10 protein-coding genes are annotated in these 19,611 nt (G+C 36.4%); 9 read left to right on the top strand and 1 reads right to left on the bottom strand.

The genetic code is table 11. The features are described 5' to 3' along the window. Window positions 1-220: 220 nt before the first annotated feature. From HNS38_RS04265 to HNS38_RS04225, 9 genes are all read left to right on the top strand, one after another. A complete protein-coding gene (locus HNS38_RS04265) occupies window positions 221-958 on the top strand; it encodes a porin family protein (protein ID WP_172281049.1) in 738 nt (245 codons plus the stop codon). Window position 959: 1 nt separating this feature from the next. Continuing rightward, a complete protein-coding gene (locus tag HNS38_RS21035; protein ID WP_172281050.1) occupies window positions 960-2,180 on the top strand; it encodes an FtsX-like permease family protein in 1,221 nt (406 codons plus the stop codon). A 192-nt stretch (window positions 2,181-2,372) separates the two neighbouring features. Then, the gene (locus HNS38_RS04255) at window positions 2,373-3,194 is read left to right on the top strand and encodes a LiaI-LiaF-like domain-containing protein (protein ID WP_172281052.1); all 822 of its coding nucleotides are present in this window, start codon (window positions 2,373-2,375) and stop codon (window positions 3,192-3,194) included. A gap of 26 nt (window positions 3,195-3,220) precedes the next feature. Then, window positions 3,221-4,288, top strand: coding sequence for a sensor histidine kinase (locus HNS38_RS04250; RefSeq protein ID WP_172281054.1), 1,068 nt, complete (start codon window positions 3,221-3,223; stop codon window positions 4,286-4,288). Beyond that, window positions 4,281-5,042 (top strand): LytTR family DNA-binding domain-containing protein, encoded by a 762-nt coding sequence (locus HNS38_RS04245; protein ID WP_172281056.1) that lies wholly within the window; start codon window positions 4,281-4,283, stop codon window positions 5,040-5,042. The genes HNS38_RS04250 and HNS38_RS04245 overlap by 8 nt, the downstream gene beginning before the upstream one ends. A gap of 289 nt (window positions 5,043-5,331) precedes the next feature. Continuing rightward, a complete protein-coding gene (locus HNS38_RS04240; protein WP_172281058.1) occupies window positions 5,332-7,461 on the top strand; it encodes an LruC domain-containing protein in 2,130 nt (709 codons plus the stop codon). Window positions 7,462-8,175: 714 nt separating this feature from the next. Next, the gene (locus tag HNS38_RS04235; protein ID WP_172281060.1) at window positions 8,176-10,362 is read left to right on the top strand and encodes an LruC domain-containing protein; all 2,187 of its coding nucleotides are present in this window, start codon (window positions 8,176-8,178) and stop codon (window positions 10,360-10,362) included. A 171-nt stretch (window positions 10,363-10,533) separates the two neighbouring features. Further along, entirely contained in the window at window positions 10,534-16,149 is a 5,616-nt protein-coding gene (locus HNS38_RS04230) for a T9SS-dependent choice-of-anchor J family protein (RefSeq protein ID WP_172281062.1), read from the top strand. A 151-nt stretch (window positions 16,150-16,300) separates the two neighbouring features. Next, window positions 16,301-17,641: a glucose-6-phosphate isomerase gene (locus HNS38_RS04225; RefSeq protein ID WP_172281064.1), complete on the top strand. Its 1,341-nt coding sequence runs from the start codon at window positions 16,301-16,303 to the stop codon at window positions 17,639-17,641. A 54-nt stretch (window positions 17,642-17,695) separates the two neighbouring features. Here HNS38_RS04225 and HNS38_RS04220 read toward each other — a convergent pair whose 3' ends face one another. Beyond that, on the bottom strand, window positions 17,696-19,525 hold the full coding sequence (locus HNS38_RS04220; protein WP_172281065.1) for an ABC transporter ATP-binding protein: 1,830 nt from the start codon (window positions 19,523-19,525) through the stop codon (window positions 17,696-17,698). Window positions 19,526-19,611: the final 86 nt, after the last annotated feature.

Below are 19,611 nucleotides of genomic sequence, written 5' to 3'. Positions count from 1 at the left end.
AAAATAGCCATCGCACTTGGCTGTTTGAACTTTCAAATATAATACTTTCGTTAAAATGAAATGAGATTTCATTCGTTTTTTAAGGAATTAATGCCAATTTAGCACATAAACCACTCATTTGGTAGCTTTAAAACATGAATAATCTACACAAATTTCAGTTAAAAATGTTTTTTTTTAATTCAAACACTTTTATAAATCAACGAAAATAAAATATAAACGGATGAAATATTATATTAAAAACACGCTCTTTAGTTCTCTTATCGTTCTGTTTTTGATGCTCAGCATCTCGAGCCGAGCCCAGCAGAAACCTTTTAAATTTGGATTTAAATTAAGCCCTGCTATTAGTTGGTTAAGTCCAGATGCCAAAAACTACGAAGGAAACGGAAGTGACTTTACATTTTCTTGGGGTTTAATAGCTGATATTACGCTAATGGAGAATTACTATCTAGCCACAGGCTTTAATGTGAGTTATTTTGGTGGAAAATTAAAATACCCTCATATGGCCACTCTTGAAACTGCTGGAATTCCTATGGATTATACTGGTGAAATGCAAAGAGATTATAATCTAAGATATATTGAGGTACCAATGGCACTGAAAATGAAAACCAATGAATTGGCAAAAAATTTAAAGTTTTTTGGACAGATAGGGATTAATACTGGATTCAATATACGAGCGAAAGCCAATGATGAGTATAGCGGAAGTAATCCCATAACTGGGAAATATTCATATGGCGAGAACAAAATAGACATTAAAGAAGAAACAACTCTCGTAAAAGCTTCCTTATTAGTAGGAGCTGGAACTGAGTATGTAATTGACGAATCGGTAAGTGTTGTGATCGGAATCAATTTTAATAACGGATTTACAAATATTCTAAAAGGGACAAACACTGTTGATAACAGCGTCGATGCAAAGGCTGTTCCTTATTATTTCGAACTAAATCTAGGGGTGATTTTCTAAAGTGAGAACCGACTTCTACATAGCCAAACGATACCTTTTCGCCAAGAAATCGCATCACATTATTAATTACATCAGCATCATCTCTGTTGTTGGTGTGATGCTGACTACTGCTGCATTAATTATTGTACTGTCTGTTTTTAATGGCTTCGAAAAGTTGGTCATTTCACTATTCAATAGCTTTAATCCAGAATTAGTGGTAGAGCCCTCCACAGGGAAAACCATCCATATGAAAGATTTTCCTTTGGAGAAGCTACAAAATATTAAAGGAGTAAAATACGTATGCCCTGTTTTAGAAGAAAATGCACTATTAAAATACAAAGACCGCCAAGCCATAGTGAAATTAAAAGGTGTGGATTCCTCTTTTGCCATCATGAGTCAGATGGATACTTTGATGGTTCAAGGACAGTTTAAATTACGTGAAAAACGAGCCGATTACATAGTTTTAGGTTATGGAGTGGCTTATCGTTTACAAAGCCGATTGAGTGATTTTTATTCTTCAATACAAGTATATGTGCCAGATAAAAGCAAAAAAGCCAGTACTAAACTAGACGATTCTTTTAAAACGTTGAGCTTGTTTCCTTCGGGATATTTTAGCGTGCGCCAAGATTATGATGAACATTATGCTTTTATCTCCTTTCAAGCACTACAGGATATTTTAGGTCAAAAAAATGTATGCAGTTCTTTTGAATTAGCAATGGAACAAGGTTATGATTATAATGAAGTACAAAAAGAAATAAAGAAACTTTTAGGGGAGGGTTTTATTGTGAAAAATCGTCTCGAACAGCAATCGGTACTACTACAAGTCATGCAGTCGGAAAAGGCTATGGTTTATCTTATTCTTGGCTTTATCTTGCTGATAGCTACTTTTAATATAATCGGTAGCATTAGTATGTTGATAGTTGACAAGAAACCAGATATGGCGACATTGAGAGCTATGGGGGCCTCTAAGAAACTAATCCTGAGAATCTTTGCTATGGAAGGAATGATGATTAGCTTGGCTGGTGGTTTAATCGGGCTGCTAATGGGTGGTTTAATCGCGTTTATTCAGCAGCAATTTGGTGTCATTTCTTTGGGTCAAGGCGGGACAGGTTTCGTTGTTGATGCTTATCCTGTCCAAATCATTTTCTCTGATTTCTTTAAAGTCCTATTTATGGTATTAACCATGAGTGCCATTTCTGTTCTGTATCCATTAAGACAATTGTCTAGTAATCTTGTTTCCTAAATGGTTTAAACTTATCATTTAGAATTTATCCTTATTCTTGAGGGTTTGTTTTATATAATAGTGAGCTTAATGGTTGTATTTTCGTCATTCACCGAAACATAACCTCCGTTCACCGAAAAGCGATTGCGAAAAAAACCTTCTGAACCTAGTTTTGCTTCATCAATTAGAAAATAAAACTAAAAAATAGAAATCATGACAAATCAAGCCCCTGCCAACAAAACAAATAATCACCTCATAGGAGGAATTGTTGTACTGACTATCGGACTACTTTTCTTGCTCCGTAATTTCGATTTCCTCACTCCCGAAATAAGGTATTATATTTTCAGCTGGAAAACCTTACTTATTGGAATCGGTATCTTAAACCTTACCCTTTCTAGAAATAAAGTAGCTGGATTTATCCTTATCGCCATTGGAACTTTCTTTTGGCTACCAAATATTTTCGACCTATCTGTTAGAGCTGGTCAGCTTTTCTGGCCTGTAGTGATTATCATTGTTGGTATCATGTTGCTCTTCAAACGTCCTGGTCATAACTTTAATGGCCCATGGAATAACAATAATAACGATGGGAATGACAGAAACGACAAAGGAAATGGCTCTGGCCCATTCACCCCTCCCCATCAAGGCCCTCATGGAAAAAAATACCAAAACACCTCTTTTTCTGATGCCGACTATGTGGATGATGTGGCTATATTTAGTGGTACTAAAAAAAGAATAAACTCTTCAAACTTTAAAGGTGGTCGCATGACGGCCATCTTTGGAGGTTCTGAAGTAAATATGACTCGCTCTCGTTTAGCTCCTGGAAGAAATTATCTCAATGTGTTTTTTATGTTTGGTGGCTCTGAGATTGTAGTGCCTTCAGATTGGAATATTGTATTGGAAGCTACACCTATTTTTGGTGGATTTTCAGACCAAAGATACATCTCCCGAGAACTACAAACGGGAGAAGGAAGCGATTCTGTGCTTGTAATCAAAGGGCTTGTTATCTTTGGAGGTGCTGAAATTAAATCATACTAATTAAAGCATCAACAAGGAGATAAATTATGAAACCGCATCCTGTTCTCAGTAATAAAGCAAATTTGGCCTTCTATAGCTTGGCTTGGATCCTTATCATTAGCATTCAAACATTTGCCCTCATGCAATTATTCAATTTCGATTGGCATTATGCAGTTGTGGATGGTTTGGTATATGGTGCGTTGTTTTATCTATTCGGAATAGGACTTTGGTTTTTTATTCGTTTTAATGAGTTTCAAAAACAAAGTACATTCTCTATTTTTATGGAGCATGCCAGTTCTTTAATTATTATAGTAAGCATATGGGTGATTAGCGGTATTTATCTGTTATCAGCACTGTTTTCTGAAACTCCAGAAATTCAGGATTTCCTTTGGGAAGCAATCAGCTGGAGATACCTTAATGGTTTTTTAATGTATATTGTTCTTATCCTCTTCTATTACCTGAACAGCTATTATTCTCATATGCAGCAGCGTCAAAAGAAAGAGAACGACTTAGTAAGAACGCTCAAAGATACAGAGATCAACCTCCTCCGCTCTAAACTAAATCCACATTTCTTGTTCAATAGTTTAAATTCTTTACATGCGCTTATTCAAATACAGCCAGATAAAGCTACTAATATGCTACTGGAATTATCTGATTATTTAAGATTTAGCTTGAATCAGGATTATAAAAAACTCATATCCTTAGATGATGAAATGCTAAACCTAGAAAGATATTTAGCCATTGAAACTATGAGATTTGGCAACAAAATTCATTTTGAAAGAAACGGGGAAGTCAATTGCAAAGAAATGAAGATTCCGGCATTAATACTACAACCCTTACTTGAAAACGCCATAAAATACGGCTTACAGGGAGATGTGGACCAGGTAAACATTACCTTTAATTGTCATGTAGAACAAGGTAATTTATACCTAGAATTAGAAAATAATTACGATGAAAAGACAGCACATAGGAAAGGTTCAGGGACTGGCCTTTATACAGTGCGAAAAAGACTCGAAATATTATTCAAGCAATTTCATTTATTTCAAATTGAGAAGAAAAGTAATATCTTTAGGGTTCGATTAATTATCCCTCAAAACATAAAAACTGATGACTAAACTTAAGGCAATTATAGTAGAAGATGAGTATTTAGCCGCTGAATTATTAGGGAAAAATATAGAGGAGAATAATAAGGTAGAACTGATAGGTAAATTTGATAATGGCTTTAGTGGATTAAAAGCCATACAAGATTTAAAACCTGATTTAGTGTTCTTAGATATTGAGTTACCTAAGTTGACGGGTCTCGAATTACTCGAACTACTTGACGATGCTCCTATGATTATTTTCACAACAGCATATAATCAATACGCCATTGAAGCCTTTGAGAAAAACGCAGTGGATTACCTCCTCAAGCCTTTTGCAAAGGATAGATTGTTTAATGCTATCGATAAGGCATATGAAAAGTTTAATAATTCCCCAAAAGCAATAAATACAAAAGATTATAAAGATATAGTAAGCTCCATCCAAGATAACGATGACAAACAATTAGATCGGATTGCGGTAAAAGATAAGACGGATATTCACCTAATCGCTATTGAGGATGTGGTTTTTCTGGAGGCGCAGGATGATTATATCTCTATTCACACCAAAGAAAGAACATACCTGAAGAATGCACGAATGAAATTCTTTGAGGAAAATTTAGACCCTAAAAAATATGTAAGGGTCCATCGTTCCTATATAGTAAATACCAGTTTTATCAGAAAATTGGAAAACTACAATAAAGATTCCTATCTATTATTACTGACTAATGGCGAAAAAATAAATATATCACGCTCTGGATTGCAGTTGCTTCGAAAAGTTTTGTATATTTAATCTGGCTTATTTAAAAAAGACTTTCTTTTAAGAATATTATTTACGTTCTCATATTGATGTGATTTCTCATATCGAGATATATTTATCTAACCAATAAATATGACCAAGTAAATATATTTACCCATATGCCTCTATGTATCAGGTTGTATTATATTTTGTTAATAATTTGGTAATAATTTGGTACGCTATTTGTGAATTGATAAACGAACAATAAAAAATGTATTATGAAACCTATTAAGAACTTTAAGTATGCCATGTTGGCTTTTTTATTTATTTGGGGAGCCACATCTTGTACAAAAAACTAGATACCAATAATGATCCAGGCACACCAGCCAGAACCATGGATGATTTGGTCGTAACCGAAACCTTCGATTTTCAAACCAGTCAAACTATTAATATTAAGGTAGTTTCTAGCGATAAGATTGGCCTACCTGCTGTTAAGATTGACATCTTTAGTGCCAACCCTAATGAGGATGGTCAAATTATCAAAACGGGCATCACTAATAAAGAACAAGAATTTTCTACTTCCATTACCCTACCAGCTAGTCAAGAAGTGGTTTATCTCCGTAGAACAATTACAGATGGCTCTCTCGAAACGGTCACTTTAGATATTACTGGAGAAGATATCGAATACACATTTGCAGATACCAAATCTGCTAATGCACTAAAAGGAAATGTAGATGGTCCTGGTTGTGTGGATTGTACTAGTACCATTTCAAACGCACAGAATGGAGTCCTAAAAGTAAAGAACAATGATGTAATATGTATTGTTTCAGGAGGTTCTTTTACTGGAAACTTATTAATGCAAGGGGGAACACTAAAAGTGTGTGGTACACTGATAATCAATAATCTAAATGGTGATGGAACTATTGTTATTAATGATGATGGAGTACTACAAGCAAGTAATTTGAACATGAACGATGATGAGCTTGTTTTCGAAAACTATAGTGATGCCTTTATGGTAAGCTCTGCTCCAAACCTTAAAGGAGTTTTCAAGAATTACGGTACCATAAACCTTGCAGGAGCTAATATTAATAGTGGAGGTCAGTTCTATAATTATGGGAATATCAATTTTTCTGGTCATTACAACAATAGTGATTATACTTATAACGAGGGGCTTATGAATATCTCAGGAAACGTAGCAAACAATTCAAATTCTACTTTCGACAATCATTGTAGATTAATCATTGCCGGAAACTTAAACAATAGTAGTGCCTTTAATAACTATTCTTATGCTAAGATAAATGGTAGGCTCACCAATAATAGTAATGGAGGTTTGAATTTATATAGCGAAGCATTAATTGAAACAGTAGACATGACCATTAATGATGATGTGTACGGCTTAGGTGATAGCTATGCAAAAATTATGGTTTCTAATAATACCACATTGAATAATGCTACAATTGGGGGTAATTTAGATTATTGTGATGAAAGTGGAATAGAAACCAATAACGGAACTATTGAAGCCAGTGTGACTTTCTGCGAAGCTAGCATTCCTGAATCCTATTGTAGCCCAGGCAGCAACGGTTCTGGAGGTTCCGGAGGAAATGATACAGATGGGGATGGTGTAGATGATGAGTTTGATGAGTATCCAAATGATGCAGATAGAGCTTTCAATAATTATTACCCTAATAACAACACCTTTGGCACACTTGCCTTTGAAGACCTATGGCCTTTTGAAGGTGATTATGACTTCAACGATATGGTTGTGGACTATCAATTCAATACGGTAACCAATGCCAATGATAATTCAGTAGAAGTATATGTAAGTTTAAAGGTGATGGCCATAGGTGCTGGATTCAAAAACGGATTTGGAATCGAACTTCCCATTGCAAATGATGCAGTTAGTGGCATAACAGGTGACTTTAGCATGACTCAAAATATAGTGAGTTTAGATGAAAGAAACATGGAGGCCGGACAAAGTAATGCTGTTATTGTGTTCTTTGATAATGCATTCGACTTGCTTCCTCACCCTGGTGATGGAACAGGAGTAAATACTAGAAATGGTGCTACCTATGTAGAACCACAACAAGTAGATTTCTTAATCAGCTTTGATTATCCTGTGAGCGCAGCAAATCTTGGACAAGCGCCATTTAACCCATTCATCTTTGTAAATGGGGATAGAGGAAGAGAAGTACACATGAAAAACAATACACCTACTGACTTAGCAGATTTAAGTTTATTCCAAACTGGTCAAGACGAAAGTGTTCCTAATTCAGGATATTATTATAAATCTTCAAACAATCTTCCTTGGGCAATAAATATCATCGATGGCTTTGATTATCCAATTGAGAAAACAGCCATTATTGATGCTTATAACTATTTTGGACAATGGGCCGAAAGTGATGGAGCCAATTATCCAGATTGGTATACAAATGGTGCTGGTTACCGAAATACTAACGTAATTTATACCCCATAAATAATATAATTTCATAATAATTGATAATAGGTTCATGCTGTCAGATTTCTGGCAGCATTTTTTTTGCATGAAAATAAAATACATTATGTGCTTTTTTTAGAAATCCAGAATGAAAACATTTACTAAACCTTAGGCCAGTAGGGCTATTTGCATTTCTCAAATTCCTTAAAACCTGAGGTTCGATTATTAAATAATTCATCAGGAAGCCAATGATGTATTAGATTTGCATTAATAATCATGTAGTTATAACGGGTTACATCAAAGGATGATTAAGTAAAAGATAATGTATTATTGGTTTTTCCACTAGTGGATATCGAAATTAGCCCCTATATTTTCACAACTTTCTTTAGGCTATCCTGATAGCTCTTCATAAATCTGTGTCATATATGAACTAATACCGATGATGAAATGGACTTAGCCTAAAAATTAATCTTAATACAAATGGATCATTTCTTATCGGCATTAACCATTGTAATAATGAAATGCTTAAGAACTAATTTCATTATACAATTGGTATAATTATCTGAAACTGTGGCCTAATTCAATCTCTAATTCTGGTTTAAACATTCTTTACAATGGAAAATATTCACAAACATAGAAACTGAGCATACGAACTTAAAGATACTGAATATCTGAAACATAAAAATGAATCCTGACAAACCGAAGCTATTGGCATAATTCTTGATATTATCGGTGACATTTAAAATTAGACCTATGAAACTACTGAAAGACTTAAAAATTATACTTTTAGTATTTGTTTTAGTTTGGGGGTTTTCTTCCTGTTCTAAAGACTTAGAACAAGACCCACCATGTATTCCTGAAAAAACCATGGAGGACTTGCTAGTAAGCGAAACATTTAATTTCAAAACCAGCCAAACTATAGATATAAAGATTATTGCGAGCGACCATATTGGTCTCCCAGCCCTAAAAATTGAACTCTTTGATGCCAACCCTAATGAGAATGGTAAAGCCATTAAATCAGGGATTACTAATAGAAACCAAGAATTCCAAACGACAATAATCTTACCCGCTTATCAAGAAACTATTTACATCCGTCGTACAACAAATAGTGGTGTAATAGAAACTGTAACAATGGATATTAATGGTGAAAAATTAGAATACATATTCACAGATACTAAATCGGTAAATAGCATGAGAGGAAATGTAACCGGTCCCGGTTGCAGCGATTGTACTACTACTATTTCTGATCATCTAACTGGAACGCTAACAATAAATAGCGGAGAAACAATTTGTATTTTAAATGGAGCTACTTTTACCGGAGGTTTAACCATGAATGGTGGAACTCTTAAAGTTTGCGGAACCTTAACTTCACAATGGATAAATGGTGGCGGAACCATTATTATAAATGACGATGGTGCTTTTATTTCAAACTCGCTGAATATGAACAGCTCCGATTTAGTTATTGAAAATTATAGTGATGTTTTCATGGTAAGTGCTGGCCCTAATGTTAATGGTATTTTTAAAAACTGGGGATATATAGCCTTAGCTGGAGCTAACATCAACAGTGGTGGTCAATTTTACAATTATGGTATTATAGCATTCTCTAATCACTATAACAATAATAGTTTCACCTATAATGAAGGAATTATGAATTTCGCAGGAAATGTAGCCAATAATTCCAATGCAATATTTGAAAATCACTGTAGAGCTAATGTTGCTGGCAACTTCAATAATAATAGCACCTTATATAATTACTCATATATGGATATCAATGGAACTCTAACTCTTAATAGTAATGGGGAGTTACAAATGTATGACCAAGCTTTGATTGATGTAGTTCACATGATGATTAATGATGATATTGTTGGTAATGGTTCTTCTTATTCTAAAATAGTAGTAACAGGAAACACCACCATAAATAGCTCTGGAAGCATCTCTGGAAACATAGATTACTGCGATGAGAATGAAATAGAAACTAATAATGGAACCATTGCTCCAAGTGTAACATTTTGTGAAGCAAGTATACCTGAAACATATTGTAATCCAGGTAGCGAAGGACCAGGAAGTCTAGATACAGATGGAGATGGAGTAATTGATGAGTTTGATGATTATCCATATGATCCAGAAAGAGCTTTCAATAATTACCACCCTAATGAGAACACATTTGGCACCTTAGCTTTTGAAGATTTATGGCCATTTAAAGCTGATTATGACTTTAACGATTTGGTTGTGGATTATAATTTTAATACCGTAACCAATGCTAATGATAATGCAGTTGAAATATATGTGAGCTTAAAAGTCATGGCAATTGGTGCTAGTTACAAGAATGGATTTGGAATGGAGCTACCTATTGCTAATGATATGGTGAGTGAAGTTACTGGTGACTTTAGTATGACACAAAACATTATCAATTTAGATGGAAGAAATCTAGAAACAGGACAATCTAATGCTGTTGTTGTTTTCTTTGACAATGGCTTTGACTTACTTCCACACCCAGGTGGCGGAACTGGAGTAAACACAAGGCCTGGTTCTATTTATGTGGAGCCTCAGCAAATAGATTTCTTAATTAGCTTTGCCTATCCAATAAGTGATATCAACCTTGGGCAAACACCTTTCAACCCATTTATTTTTATAAACGGTGATAGAAGTAGAGAAGTACATTTGAAAAACAATAAGCCTACTGACTTAGCGAATTTAAGTTTGTTTGGCACAGGCCAAGATGAAAGCGTTCCCAGTGCAGGATATTATTATAAATCTTTTAATAATCTACCTTGGGCTATCGATATTTCAAGCGGTTTTGATTATCCAATTGAGAAATCAGCTATCATCGATGCTTATAACTATTTTGGTGATTGGGCAGAAAGTGATGGAGCGAATTATCCTGATTGGTATAGTGATGGAGCTGGATATAGAAATACAAATGTAATTTACACTCCATAAATATTATAATTTCATAATAATAGTAGATAATATGTTCATGCTGTCAGATTTCTGGCAGCATTTTTTATTGATTTTGTTTATTCAGAAATGGTATTTTTGCTACTTGGCACATCACTATTAACACACAACAGGTTTTTTTATAATAAACTGACAACATCGAAAAGCATCATCATGAAGAAAATATTACTCATTTTAATTTTATTTAGTTCTACATTGTTAATGGCACAGCCTTGGCTGCAAAATATGCCTCAGAATAAATCCAAAGAAGAATGGACCTTATATGATTACGAAAGTGCATTCCATCAATATTGGGAGCCCTACCAAGTTAATAATAAAGGATACTATATAGAGGATGGCAAAGAAGTTAAAGCACCTGGTTGGAAACAGTTTTATCGTTGGTATTATCAAATGGAAGCCAAAGTAAATCCGAGTACAGGAATTTTCCCAAGTAAAACAGCACAACAAGTTTATGATGAGTTTATCAAAACAAATCCTGAGCAAAGAAATTATAAATCTGCAAATTGGACGAATTTAGGACCAAGTAGTTCAACTGGAGGTTATGCTGGAGTGGGCAGATTAAACTGTGTGGCATTTCATCCAACAGATAATAGTACCTATTGGGTTGGAGCACCTGCTGGTGGACTATGGGTAACCACAAATAATGGGTCATCTTGGACATGCCTAACTGATGAAAATAATGTATTGGGAGTTTCTGACATCGTTATTCCAACTGATTATAGCAGCTCCCAAACCATATATATTGCCACAGGAGATAGAGATGCATGGGACAATAGAAGCATTGGAGTTTTAAAATCCACCAATGGAGGTTTTACTTGGAATACTACAGGAATACAATTTAATTTATCCGATGGTGATATGGTAACTCGTTTATTATTACACCCAAGTGATAACCAAACCATTATTGCAGCCACCAGCAATGGTGTTTATAAAACCACGAATGGGGGCTCCACTTGGGATAATCAACTTACCTCAATTTCATTCATCGATATGGAATACAAACCAGGTGATTTTAATACCCTTTATGGTTCAACCACCTCAGGAAGTATTTATCGCAGTGCAAATGGAGGAGGCGACTGGAGTGAAGAATTATCTCAAGGTAACAGAATAGAGCTAGCTGTTTCTGTTGACGAGCCAACTTATGTGTATGCCATAATAGCCAACTCAAGTAGTGCTCTAGATGGAATTTATAAATCAACAAATAGCGGGAATAGTTTTTCTGAAGTGTTTAGTGGAAATAGTTCAAACCTATTGGGATGGGATTCCAATGGTGGAGGTTCTCAAGGACAAGGATGGTACGATTTATCCATTGCTGTTTCTCCAAATGATGCCAACACCATATTGGTTGGAGGAATTAATACTTGGAGATCTACAAATGGAGGTTCCTCTTGGTCAATAGTTAATCATTGGTGGGGCGATGGCGTTCCTGCTGTGCATGCCGACAAGCATATGTTGAAATATAGAGATAATGGTGATTTGTTTGAATGTAATGATGGAGGAATCTATCTGTCTACTAATAACGGAACTTCTTGGACAGACAAAACTAATGGGATGATCATCAGCCAAATGTATAAACTGGGAGTGTCTCAAACCAATGCCACTGAAACTATTACAGGATTGCAAGACAATGGTTCAAAGCTCTTTTTTAGTAATTTCTGGGACGATGTAAAAGGAGGCGACGGTATGGAATGTCTTATCGACTATACTTCCTCAAACACACAATATGCTACATATGTTAATGGGCAAATCACAAGAACCACAAATCATTGGGCCTCAAGTACAGATATTGAGCCTTCTGCTGCTGGAGATGGCGCATGGGTAACGCCTTATGTCATTGATCCTGTAGATCATAACACGCTCTTTGCTGGTTATACTGACATTTGGAAGACCACCAATAAGGGAGATAATTGGACCAAGATTTCAACTATGAATACCTCCTCAAAAATTCGTGCCATGGCCATTGCTTCTTCTGATAATGATGTGCTTTTCGTCTCAGATCCTAATGAAATATGGAAAACTACTAATGGAGGAGGTTCTTGGACTGACGTAACATCTAATTTGCCAACAAGCAGCTCCAATATTACCTATATCGCCATAAAAGCTGATAATCCCAATACCGTTTGGGTAAGCTTGAGTGGATATAATAATAATTTGGTATATGAAACTACAAATGGAGGAAGCACTTGGAATAATATTTCTGATGGTTTACCTTCCATTCCAGCATATACTATAGTTCAAAACACACAGGCAAGCTCAACAAGTCACCTTTATCTTGGAACAGAGCTTGGCGTATATTTTAGAGAGGGTAGTAACGATTGGACGGAATATAATACCAACCTCCCCAAGGTTCAATGTGGAGAATTAGAGATTTATTACGCCGGAGATGCTACCGATAGCAAACTCCGACTGGCCTCCTATGGAAGAGGCTTATGGGAATCTCCACTAGTTCTGGAAAATACAGACCTTCCTTCTGTACAAACAACTACTCCAACTAATATTACTCAAACTACTGCAACGCTAGGAGGTAATGTGATTAACCAAGGAAGCTCTAATATTTCGGAGAGAGGAGTGGTTTATAGCACCTCCTCGAACCCTACTACTAATGATTTCAAAATAGTAAATGCCAATACAGGAACAGGCAACTATACTGCCTCAGTATCAGGCTTATCACCAGCAACAACATATTATACTAGAGCCTATGCCATAAACAGTTACGGAACAGCTTATGGAGGGCAGGAAGTTTTTACCACTGATTGCGGAGTACTAGGATTACCATTTACTGAGGATTTTGAGTCATCAACTTTCCCACCAAACTGTTGGGATTCTTATAGAGGAATTAATGGGCTAGGAACTGTACAAGATTGGCAATCCTCAGATGATGCCTATAGTGGTAGTCAATCAGCTCACATAGTTTGGGAAAATACAGAAGGTCTAGCTGAAGACTGGTTGGTCAGCCCTAAGATACTTATATCCTCTGGTGCTGAAATGTCATTCTACCAAAAGCAGGCATACGAAGCAGAATATGGATCAATGTATTATATTAAAGTTTCCACAACATCTCAAACCAATATTTCGTCTTTTTCAACTCTTAACTCTTGGGGTGAAGACACCTTTTCTGTTAACTATTCAGAAAAAACAATTGACCTTTCTGCCTATGCTGGGCAAGAGATTTATATTGCTTTTGTAATGACTAATGATGATGGTGACGATTGGTTTGTTGATCATATCAATATCGAGGGTTCTGCACCTACTCCTGTGGCTACAGTTTCTGCCATTCCAGATTGTAATACTGGAGCCATTAAAGTGACGAGTAGCTTGAGTGGAAACCAAACTTTCTACCTTACAGATAATTCAGGTACTGTATTGGATAATGCCACCGCTAATACTAACTTCTATACTTTTCCAGATCTGGTAAATGGGGTGTATAAAGGGAAAGTAGAAAAAGATGGACAAATGTCTGCCTTGTCTGCTGCTGCAACGCTCACCAATAATACATTACCTCAACAACCGAGCAGCATGGCTGGAAATCTTCAGCCTTGCCAAGGCACTAGTCAAACTTATTCGGTCACTAATGACCCTGATGCAGATACTTATAATTGGACTTTACCAAGTACTTGGACAGGGACAAGCACAAATAGTGCAATAACTGTAGTTGTTGGTTCTACAGGAGGAAATATTTCTGTTATACCTGAGAATGAATGTGGTAGTGGTCCTGTTAGAGTTTTAGCTATTGAGGTAAATGAATTACCAGCTCAGCCTTCTATCATATCTGGTGAAACTTCTCCATGTGAAGGAAACTCTATAACTTACACTGTAGATAACGATCCTAATGTATTGTCTTATACTTGGACCCTTCCAAGTGGATGGTCGGGAAATAGCAATACCAACTCAATCACTGTTACCGCAGGAAGTACAGAAGGAGATATTATAGTGAGCCCAATGAATGATTGTGGAAATGGATCCTCAAGATCCTTGGCTGTTGATGCTATCTCACTACCAGAGCAACCTTCTGCTATTAGTGGAGACGAAACTCCATGTGAAGGAGAATCTATCACTTATTCAATTACTAATGACCCAAATGCAGATTCATATATTTGGACTTTGCCAAGTGGGTGGACTGGAACAAGTAGCACGAGTTCAATTACGGTTTCAGTTGGAACAGAGGATGGTGTTGTTTCAGTTGTTCCAGTAAATGGATGTGGAAATGGTTCCCCGAGACAATTAAATGTTATATCATTTTCCATCCCATTTCAAGTCAGTGCCATAGATGGAAATCCATCAGTTTGTGAGGGAACTCAAGAGCTATATACGGTTGAACTAGATGAGAATGTGGAGGATTATACATGGTCTATTCCTTCAGGCTGGACAGGAACAAGTATAAGTAACGAAATTACTGTCACCATTGGTAGTAATGGAGGAAATATTTCTGTTATTCCGAATAATGAATGTGGTTCGGGCCCTAGTCAATCCATTTCATTAGAAGTAACTAATGAAGGACCAGCACAGCCAGATCCTATCGAAGGTGTTATTATGGCTTGTATAGGATTCTTAGAAACCTATTCTGTTCCATTCGACCCATCAGTAGATAGCTATGAATGGTCGCTTCCAAGTAGTTGGACAGGAAATAGCAACACCAATTCTATCACCGTTACAGTGGGAAATACTGGTGGTGAAATATCAGTAACACCAAGTAATTTTTGTGGTGAAGGAACGCCACAAACAGCCACTCTAGGAGTCCTTACAAGTACTCCTGCTCAGCCTAGCTCCATAAGTGGAGCTCAAGAAATATGTGCTGGAGAAACAGAAACTTATTCTGTTGAATTTGTTGATGGTATTGAATATTCATGGGAATTGCCTAACGGATGGAATGGAACAAGCGCAAACAACGAAATAGAAGCAAGTATCGGAAATAATGGTGGCGAAATCATAGTCACCCCTTCCAATGGTTGTGGAGATGGTCCTTCAAATAGCTTGACTGTCGATGTAAATCAGGTGCCAATACCAGCCAGTGAAATATTGGGAGAAGAAGAAGTTTGTGCTGGAGTAACAGAAATATATAGCATGGAAGAGCAAAGCGGGGTCTCCTATAATTGGAGTTTGCCAAGTGGCTGGGCTGGGACTAGCGCTACACATCAGATTTCTGTAACCGTTGGTTCTAATGATGGCGATATTTCAGTTGTCTTAGAAAATGAGTGTGGACTAAGCCCCGCAACTTCAAAAGCACTGAATTCTAATCCTGTGTTAAGTGAACTTAGTAGTATTACAGGCCTAGATCAAATTTGGGGAATGGACACAGAAACCTATTCTGTGGAGACTCTTGATGGTGCTGAATCCTATAATTGGACTTTGGATCCAAGTTGGGTTTTGATTGCCGGAACAGGAAGTAATGAAATTACCATAGACTTCCCAGAGGATGCCAATTCAGGTATGCTTTCAGTGGTCGCTGAAAATCTTTGCGGACTAAGTGAAGCCTCTGAAATGCTTATTGAAATTATTCCCATTGGAATTTTTGAGGTCTCTATTATGGATGTAGCGATATATCCCAACCCTGCGCAGAACAGACTTTATATTGAAATCAATAAGCCATTAGAAGCTGATACCGAAGTTATACTTTGGACTCTAAATGGAAGTAAAGTTATTACTGACAAAATAAAGCCTGGTAGCCAAAAATTAGAATTAGATTTAAGTCTCTTGGCCTCTGGAAGCTATATGTTAGAGCTGAAAAATGAGAAAAATACAGTACAACATAAGATAGTCATCAATAAATAGTCTCTTTTAAAATTTTTTGAAAGTCATTGATTCTTTTCGGATGCTCGTTTTCTTTAAGAATCAATGACTTTTTAAATAGGGTTCTTTTTTGTATTCCTAAATTTATGATATTTGCAAACAACCATATTTAGATATTAAAATTTATAAAAACATGATAAACATCAACTTAGATATTAGCAGAGCATTAGACTTTGTAAAGAAAGAAGACATCAATGCCTTTCAAGATGTGATCAACAAAAATCACCAAAACCTTTTAAATAAAACAGGAAAAGGTGATGATTTCTTGGGCTGGGTAGATTTACCTTCCTCTATTAGCACTGAGTTTTTAGACGAGATTAAAGCCGATGCCGATAAAATGGCTGCAAAAGCAAAAGTATTTGTGGTTATCGGAATTGGAGGAAGTTATTTAGGTGCTAGAGCTGTTATTGAAGCTTTGCAACATCAGTTTAAAGGTTTTGTGAAATCTGACAGACCACAAGTAATCTACGCTGGACAAAACATTAGCGAAGATTATATGGTGGACCTGATGGAAGCTTTGGACGGACTTGATTATGCAGTGACTGTAATCAGCAAATCTGGAACTACCACTGAACCCGCATTGGCTTTTAGAATTATCAAAAACCATCTTGAAACTAAATATGGTAAAGAAGAGGCCGCCGATAGAATTATCGCCATCACAGATAAATCTAGAGGTGCTTTAAAAACCCTTGCTGATAAAGAAGGTTATAAAACCTATGTGGTGCCAGATGATGTTGGAGGAAGATATTCTGTTTTAACTCCTGTTGGATTATTACCTATTGCTGTTGCTGGCTTCGATATTCACGCCCTAGTTAAAGGAGCAGTTGAGATGCAAGAGTTCAACGAGAAGAACACTGCCATAGAAACCAATCCTGTTGCCTTATATGCTGCCACTCGTAATGCACTTTATAATAGTGGAAAAACCACCGAAATCATGGTGAACTACCAACCTACTCTTTATTATATGACAGAGTGGTGGAAGCAATTATATGGCGAAAGTGAAGGAAAAGAGAACAAAGGAATCTTCCCAGCTGGAGTGAGTAACACTACCGATTTACACAGTATGGGCCAATATATCCAAGAGGGAATTAGAAATCTCTTTGAAACAGTAATTAGTGTGGAGAAGAGCAAAAGAAAGCTCGAGATCCCATTGGATGCTGCCGACCTCGATGGTTTAAATTACCTAAAAGGAAAAACCATTACTGAGGTGAATTATAATGCAGAACTTGGAACTGCCATTGCTCACGTTGATGGTGGAGTACCCAATTTAAGAATCAGTATCCCAGAATTAAACGAAGAGAATATTGGCCAGTTGATTTATTTCTATGAGTTTGCCTGTGGATTAAGTGGTTATATTTTAGATGTAAACCCATTCGACCAACCAGGTGTTGAAGCCTATAAAAAGAATATGTTTGCTCTTCTGGGAAAACCAGGTTTTGAAGAAGCTACTAAAGCTATAAAGGCTCGCTTATAGCTGGCCTAGGTTCGACGACCCCTAGCTTAAGCTAGGGGTCGTCGAACCTAGGCTTTAAGCAAATGCTTGCATATCATGCAAGCGATGATATATCCCTTTTTCTTTGAGGAGCTCTTCGTGAATTCCTCGCTCTACAATTTCACCTTTATCTACTACAATAATCTCATCGGCATGTTGAATAGTCGACAAGCGATGTGCAATAATGAGTGAAGTTCTGTTCTTCATAAGGTTTTCCAAAGCTTGTTGAACGAGTCTTTCTGACTCAGTGTCGAGTGCTGATGTAGCCTCATCTAATATCATAATGGGTGGGTTTTTCAAAACTGCTCTCGCAATACTCAATCGCTGTCTTTGTCCACCAGATAATTTTTGTCCTCTATCACCAATAATGCTATCGTAGCCCTCCTCCATTTGCTCGATAAACTCATGAGCATTGGCGATTTTGGCTGCGTTTTTAACCTCCTCTAAAGTGACCTTGTCTTCAATTCCTAGAGCAATATTATTAAATACAGTATCATTAAAAAGAATAGACTCTTGAGTCACGATACCCATTAAACCACGCACATCATCAATTACAATGTCTTTAATATCTACTCCATCAATAGAAATACTTCCTTCTTGAGGATCGTAAAAACGTGGTAATAGATCGGCTAATGTTGATTTACCTCCTCCTGATGCCCCAACAAGCGCAATGGTTTTTCCTTTTGCTATCTTCAAGTTAATCTTTTTCAAGACTTCTACATGATTTTGATAGGAGAAGCTGAGGTCTTTATATTCAATAGTATCAATAAATTCTTTTTTAGCAATGGCTTGGGGCTTTTCTTCTATGATTTCAGGCGCATCTAATACGCCTTCTACTCTTTCCACTGAGGCCGCACCTTTTTGAATATTATAGAAAGCAGTGGTGATGGCTTTAGCTGGATTCAAAATCTGCGAGAAAATCCCTAAATAAACAAGGAATTCTGCTGCTTCCATTGTGGAATCTTCGCTTAGGATTAATCTACCGCCATACCAAAGAATGGTAACTACCACACCTACTCCCATAAATTCACTTAGCGGAGAGGCCATATCTCGTTTACGATATAGTTTAATCATCAACTTGGTATAATCTTGATTGATGGCTTGAAACTTCTTTTCGGTACTATTGATGGCTGTAAAGCCTTTGATAATTCTTAAGCCTCCAATGGTTTCTTCAATTACGCTCAATATAAAACCCATACTTTTCTGGCTTTTATCGCTGGTTCTTTTCAGACTTTTACCAATTTGACCAATCAAGAAGCCACTAATGGGCAATAATACCATCACGAAAATAGTTAAGCTTGGACTCATAAAAAACAAGACTGCAATGGAAGCAATTATGGCAATGGGTTCTCTAAAAACCGATTCCAAAGAGCTCATAATAGACCATTCTATCTCTAAAACATCAGAAGTCATTCTGGAGATAATATCCCCCTTTTTCTTTTCGCTAAAATAACTGATGGGAAGGATCAGTACTTTTTTATACATATCATTTCTTAGATCTCTCACCACACCATTACGTATGGGTGCCAAAAAGAACATGGCCAAATAACGAAAGAGATTTTTAAGGAAATATAGTCCTAGAATAATAAATGCGATATACAATAGAGTTTCCATTTCACCATGCATTTTAATCAGTTGTCCGGCATAGAAATTGAAATTCTCAGAGATGGAATCGAAGTTGAAAATATCAAGAGGAACAGCTTCCTCCGGAATATCCTGCATTTTAAAAAGCATATTTAGTATGGGGATAAACACCGCAAACGAAGCCAATGAAAAGATAACCGCCAAGATATTAAAGAATACATTCAAACTAGCGTAAGGCCAGTAGGGTTTAACATAGGTAAGGATTTTAAATAGCTTCTTCATGAAATATGCATTTTTACAATTCGCAAAAATAGTCAATTTGCCGCTTCTTTGTTTTTATTATCTTTGATATGGCTCAATTAACAATT

This window comes from Lentimicrobium sp. L6 (genome assembly GCF_013166655.1).
In the GTDB taxonomy this organism is placed as follows: domain Bacteria; phylum Bacteroidota; class Bacteroidia; order Bacteroidales; family UBA12170; genus UBA12170.
The sequence above is the reverse complement of the archived record's forward strand: the minus strand, read 5'-3'. Positions and strand labels throughout refer to the sequence as shown.

Bases quoted from the DNA above. Each gene is read 5' to 3' on its own strand.
- HNS38_RS04265 (WP_172281049.1), top strand. From the start codon at position 221: ATGAAATATTATATTAAAAACACGCTCTTTAGTTCTCTTATCGTTCTG.
- HNS38_RS04255 (WP_172281052.1), top strand. From the start codon at position 2,373: ATGACAAATCAAGCCCCTGCCAACAAAACAAATAATCACCTCATAGGA.
- HNS38_RS04250 (WP_172281054.1), top strand. From the start codon at position 3,221: ATGAAACCGCATCCTGTTCTCAGTAATAAAGCAAATTTGGCCTTCTAT.
- HNS38_RS04245 (WP_172281056.1), top strand. From the start codon at position 4,281: ATGACTAAACTTAAGGCAATTATAGTAGAAGATGAGTATTTAGCCGCT.
- HNS38_RS04235 (WP_172281060.1), top strand. From the start codon at position 8,176: ATGAAACTACTGAAAGACTTAAAAATTATACTTTTAGTATTTGTTTTA.
- HNS38_RS04230 (WP_172281062.1), top strand. From the start codon at position 10,534: ATGAAGAAAATATTACTCATTTTAATTTTATTTAGTTCTACATTGTTA.
- HNS38_RS04225 (WP_172281064.1), top strand. From the start codon at position 16,301: ATGATAAACATCAACTTAGATATTAGCAGAGCATTAGACTTTGTAAAG.
- HNS38_RS04220 (WP_172281065.1), bottom strand. From the start codon at position 19,525: ATGAAGAAGCTATTTAAAATCCTTACCTATGTTAAACCCTACTGGCCT.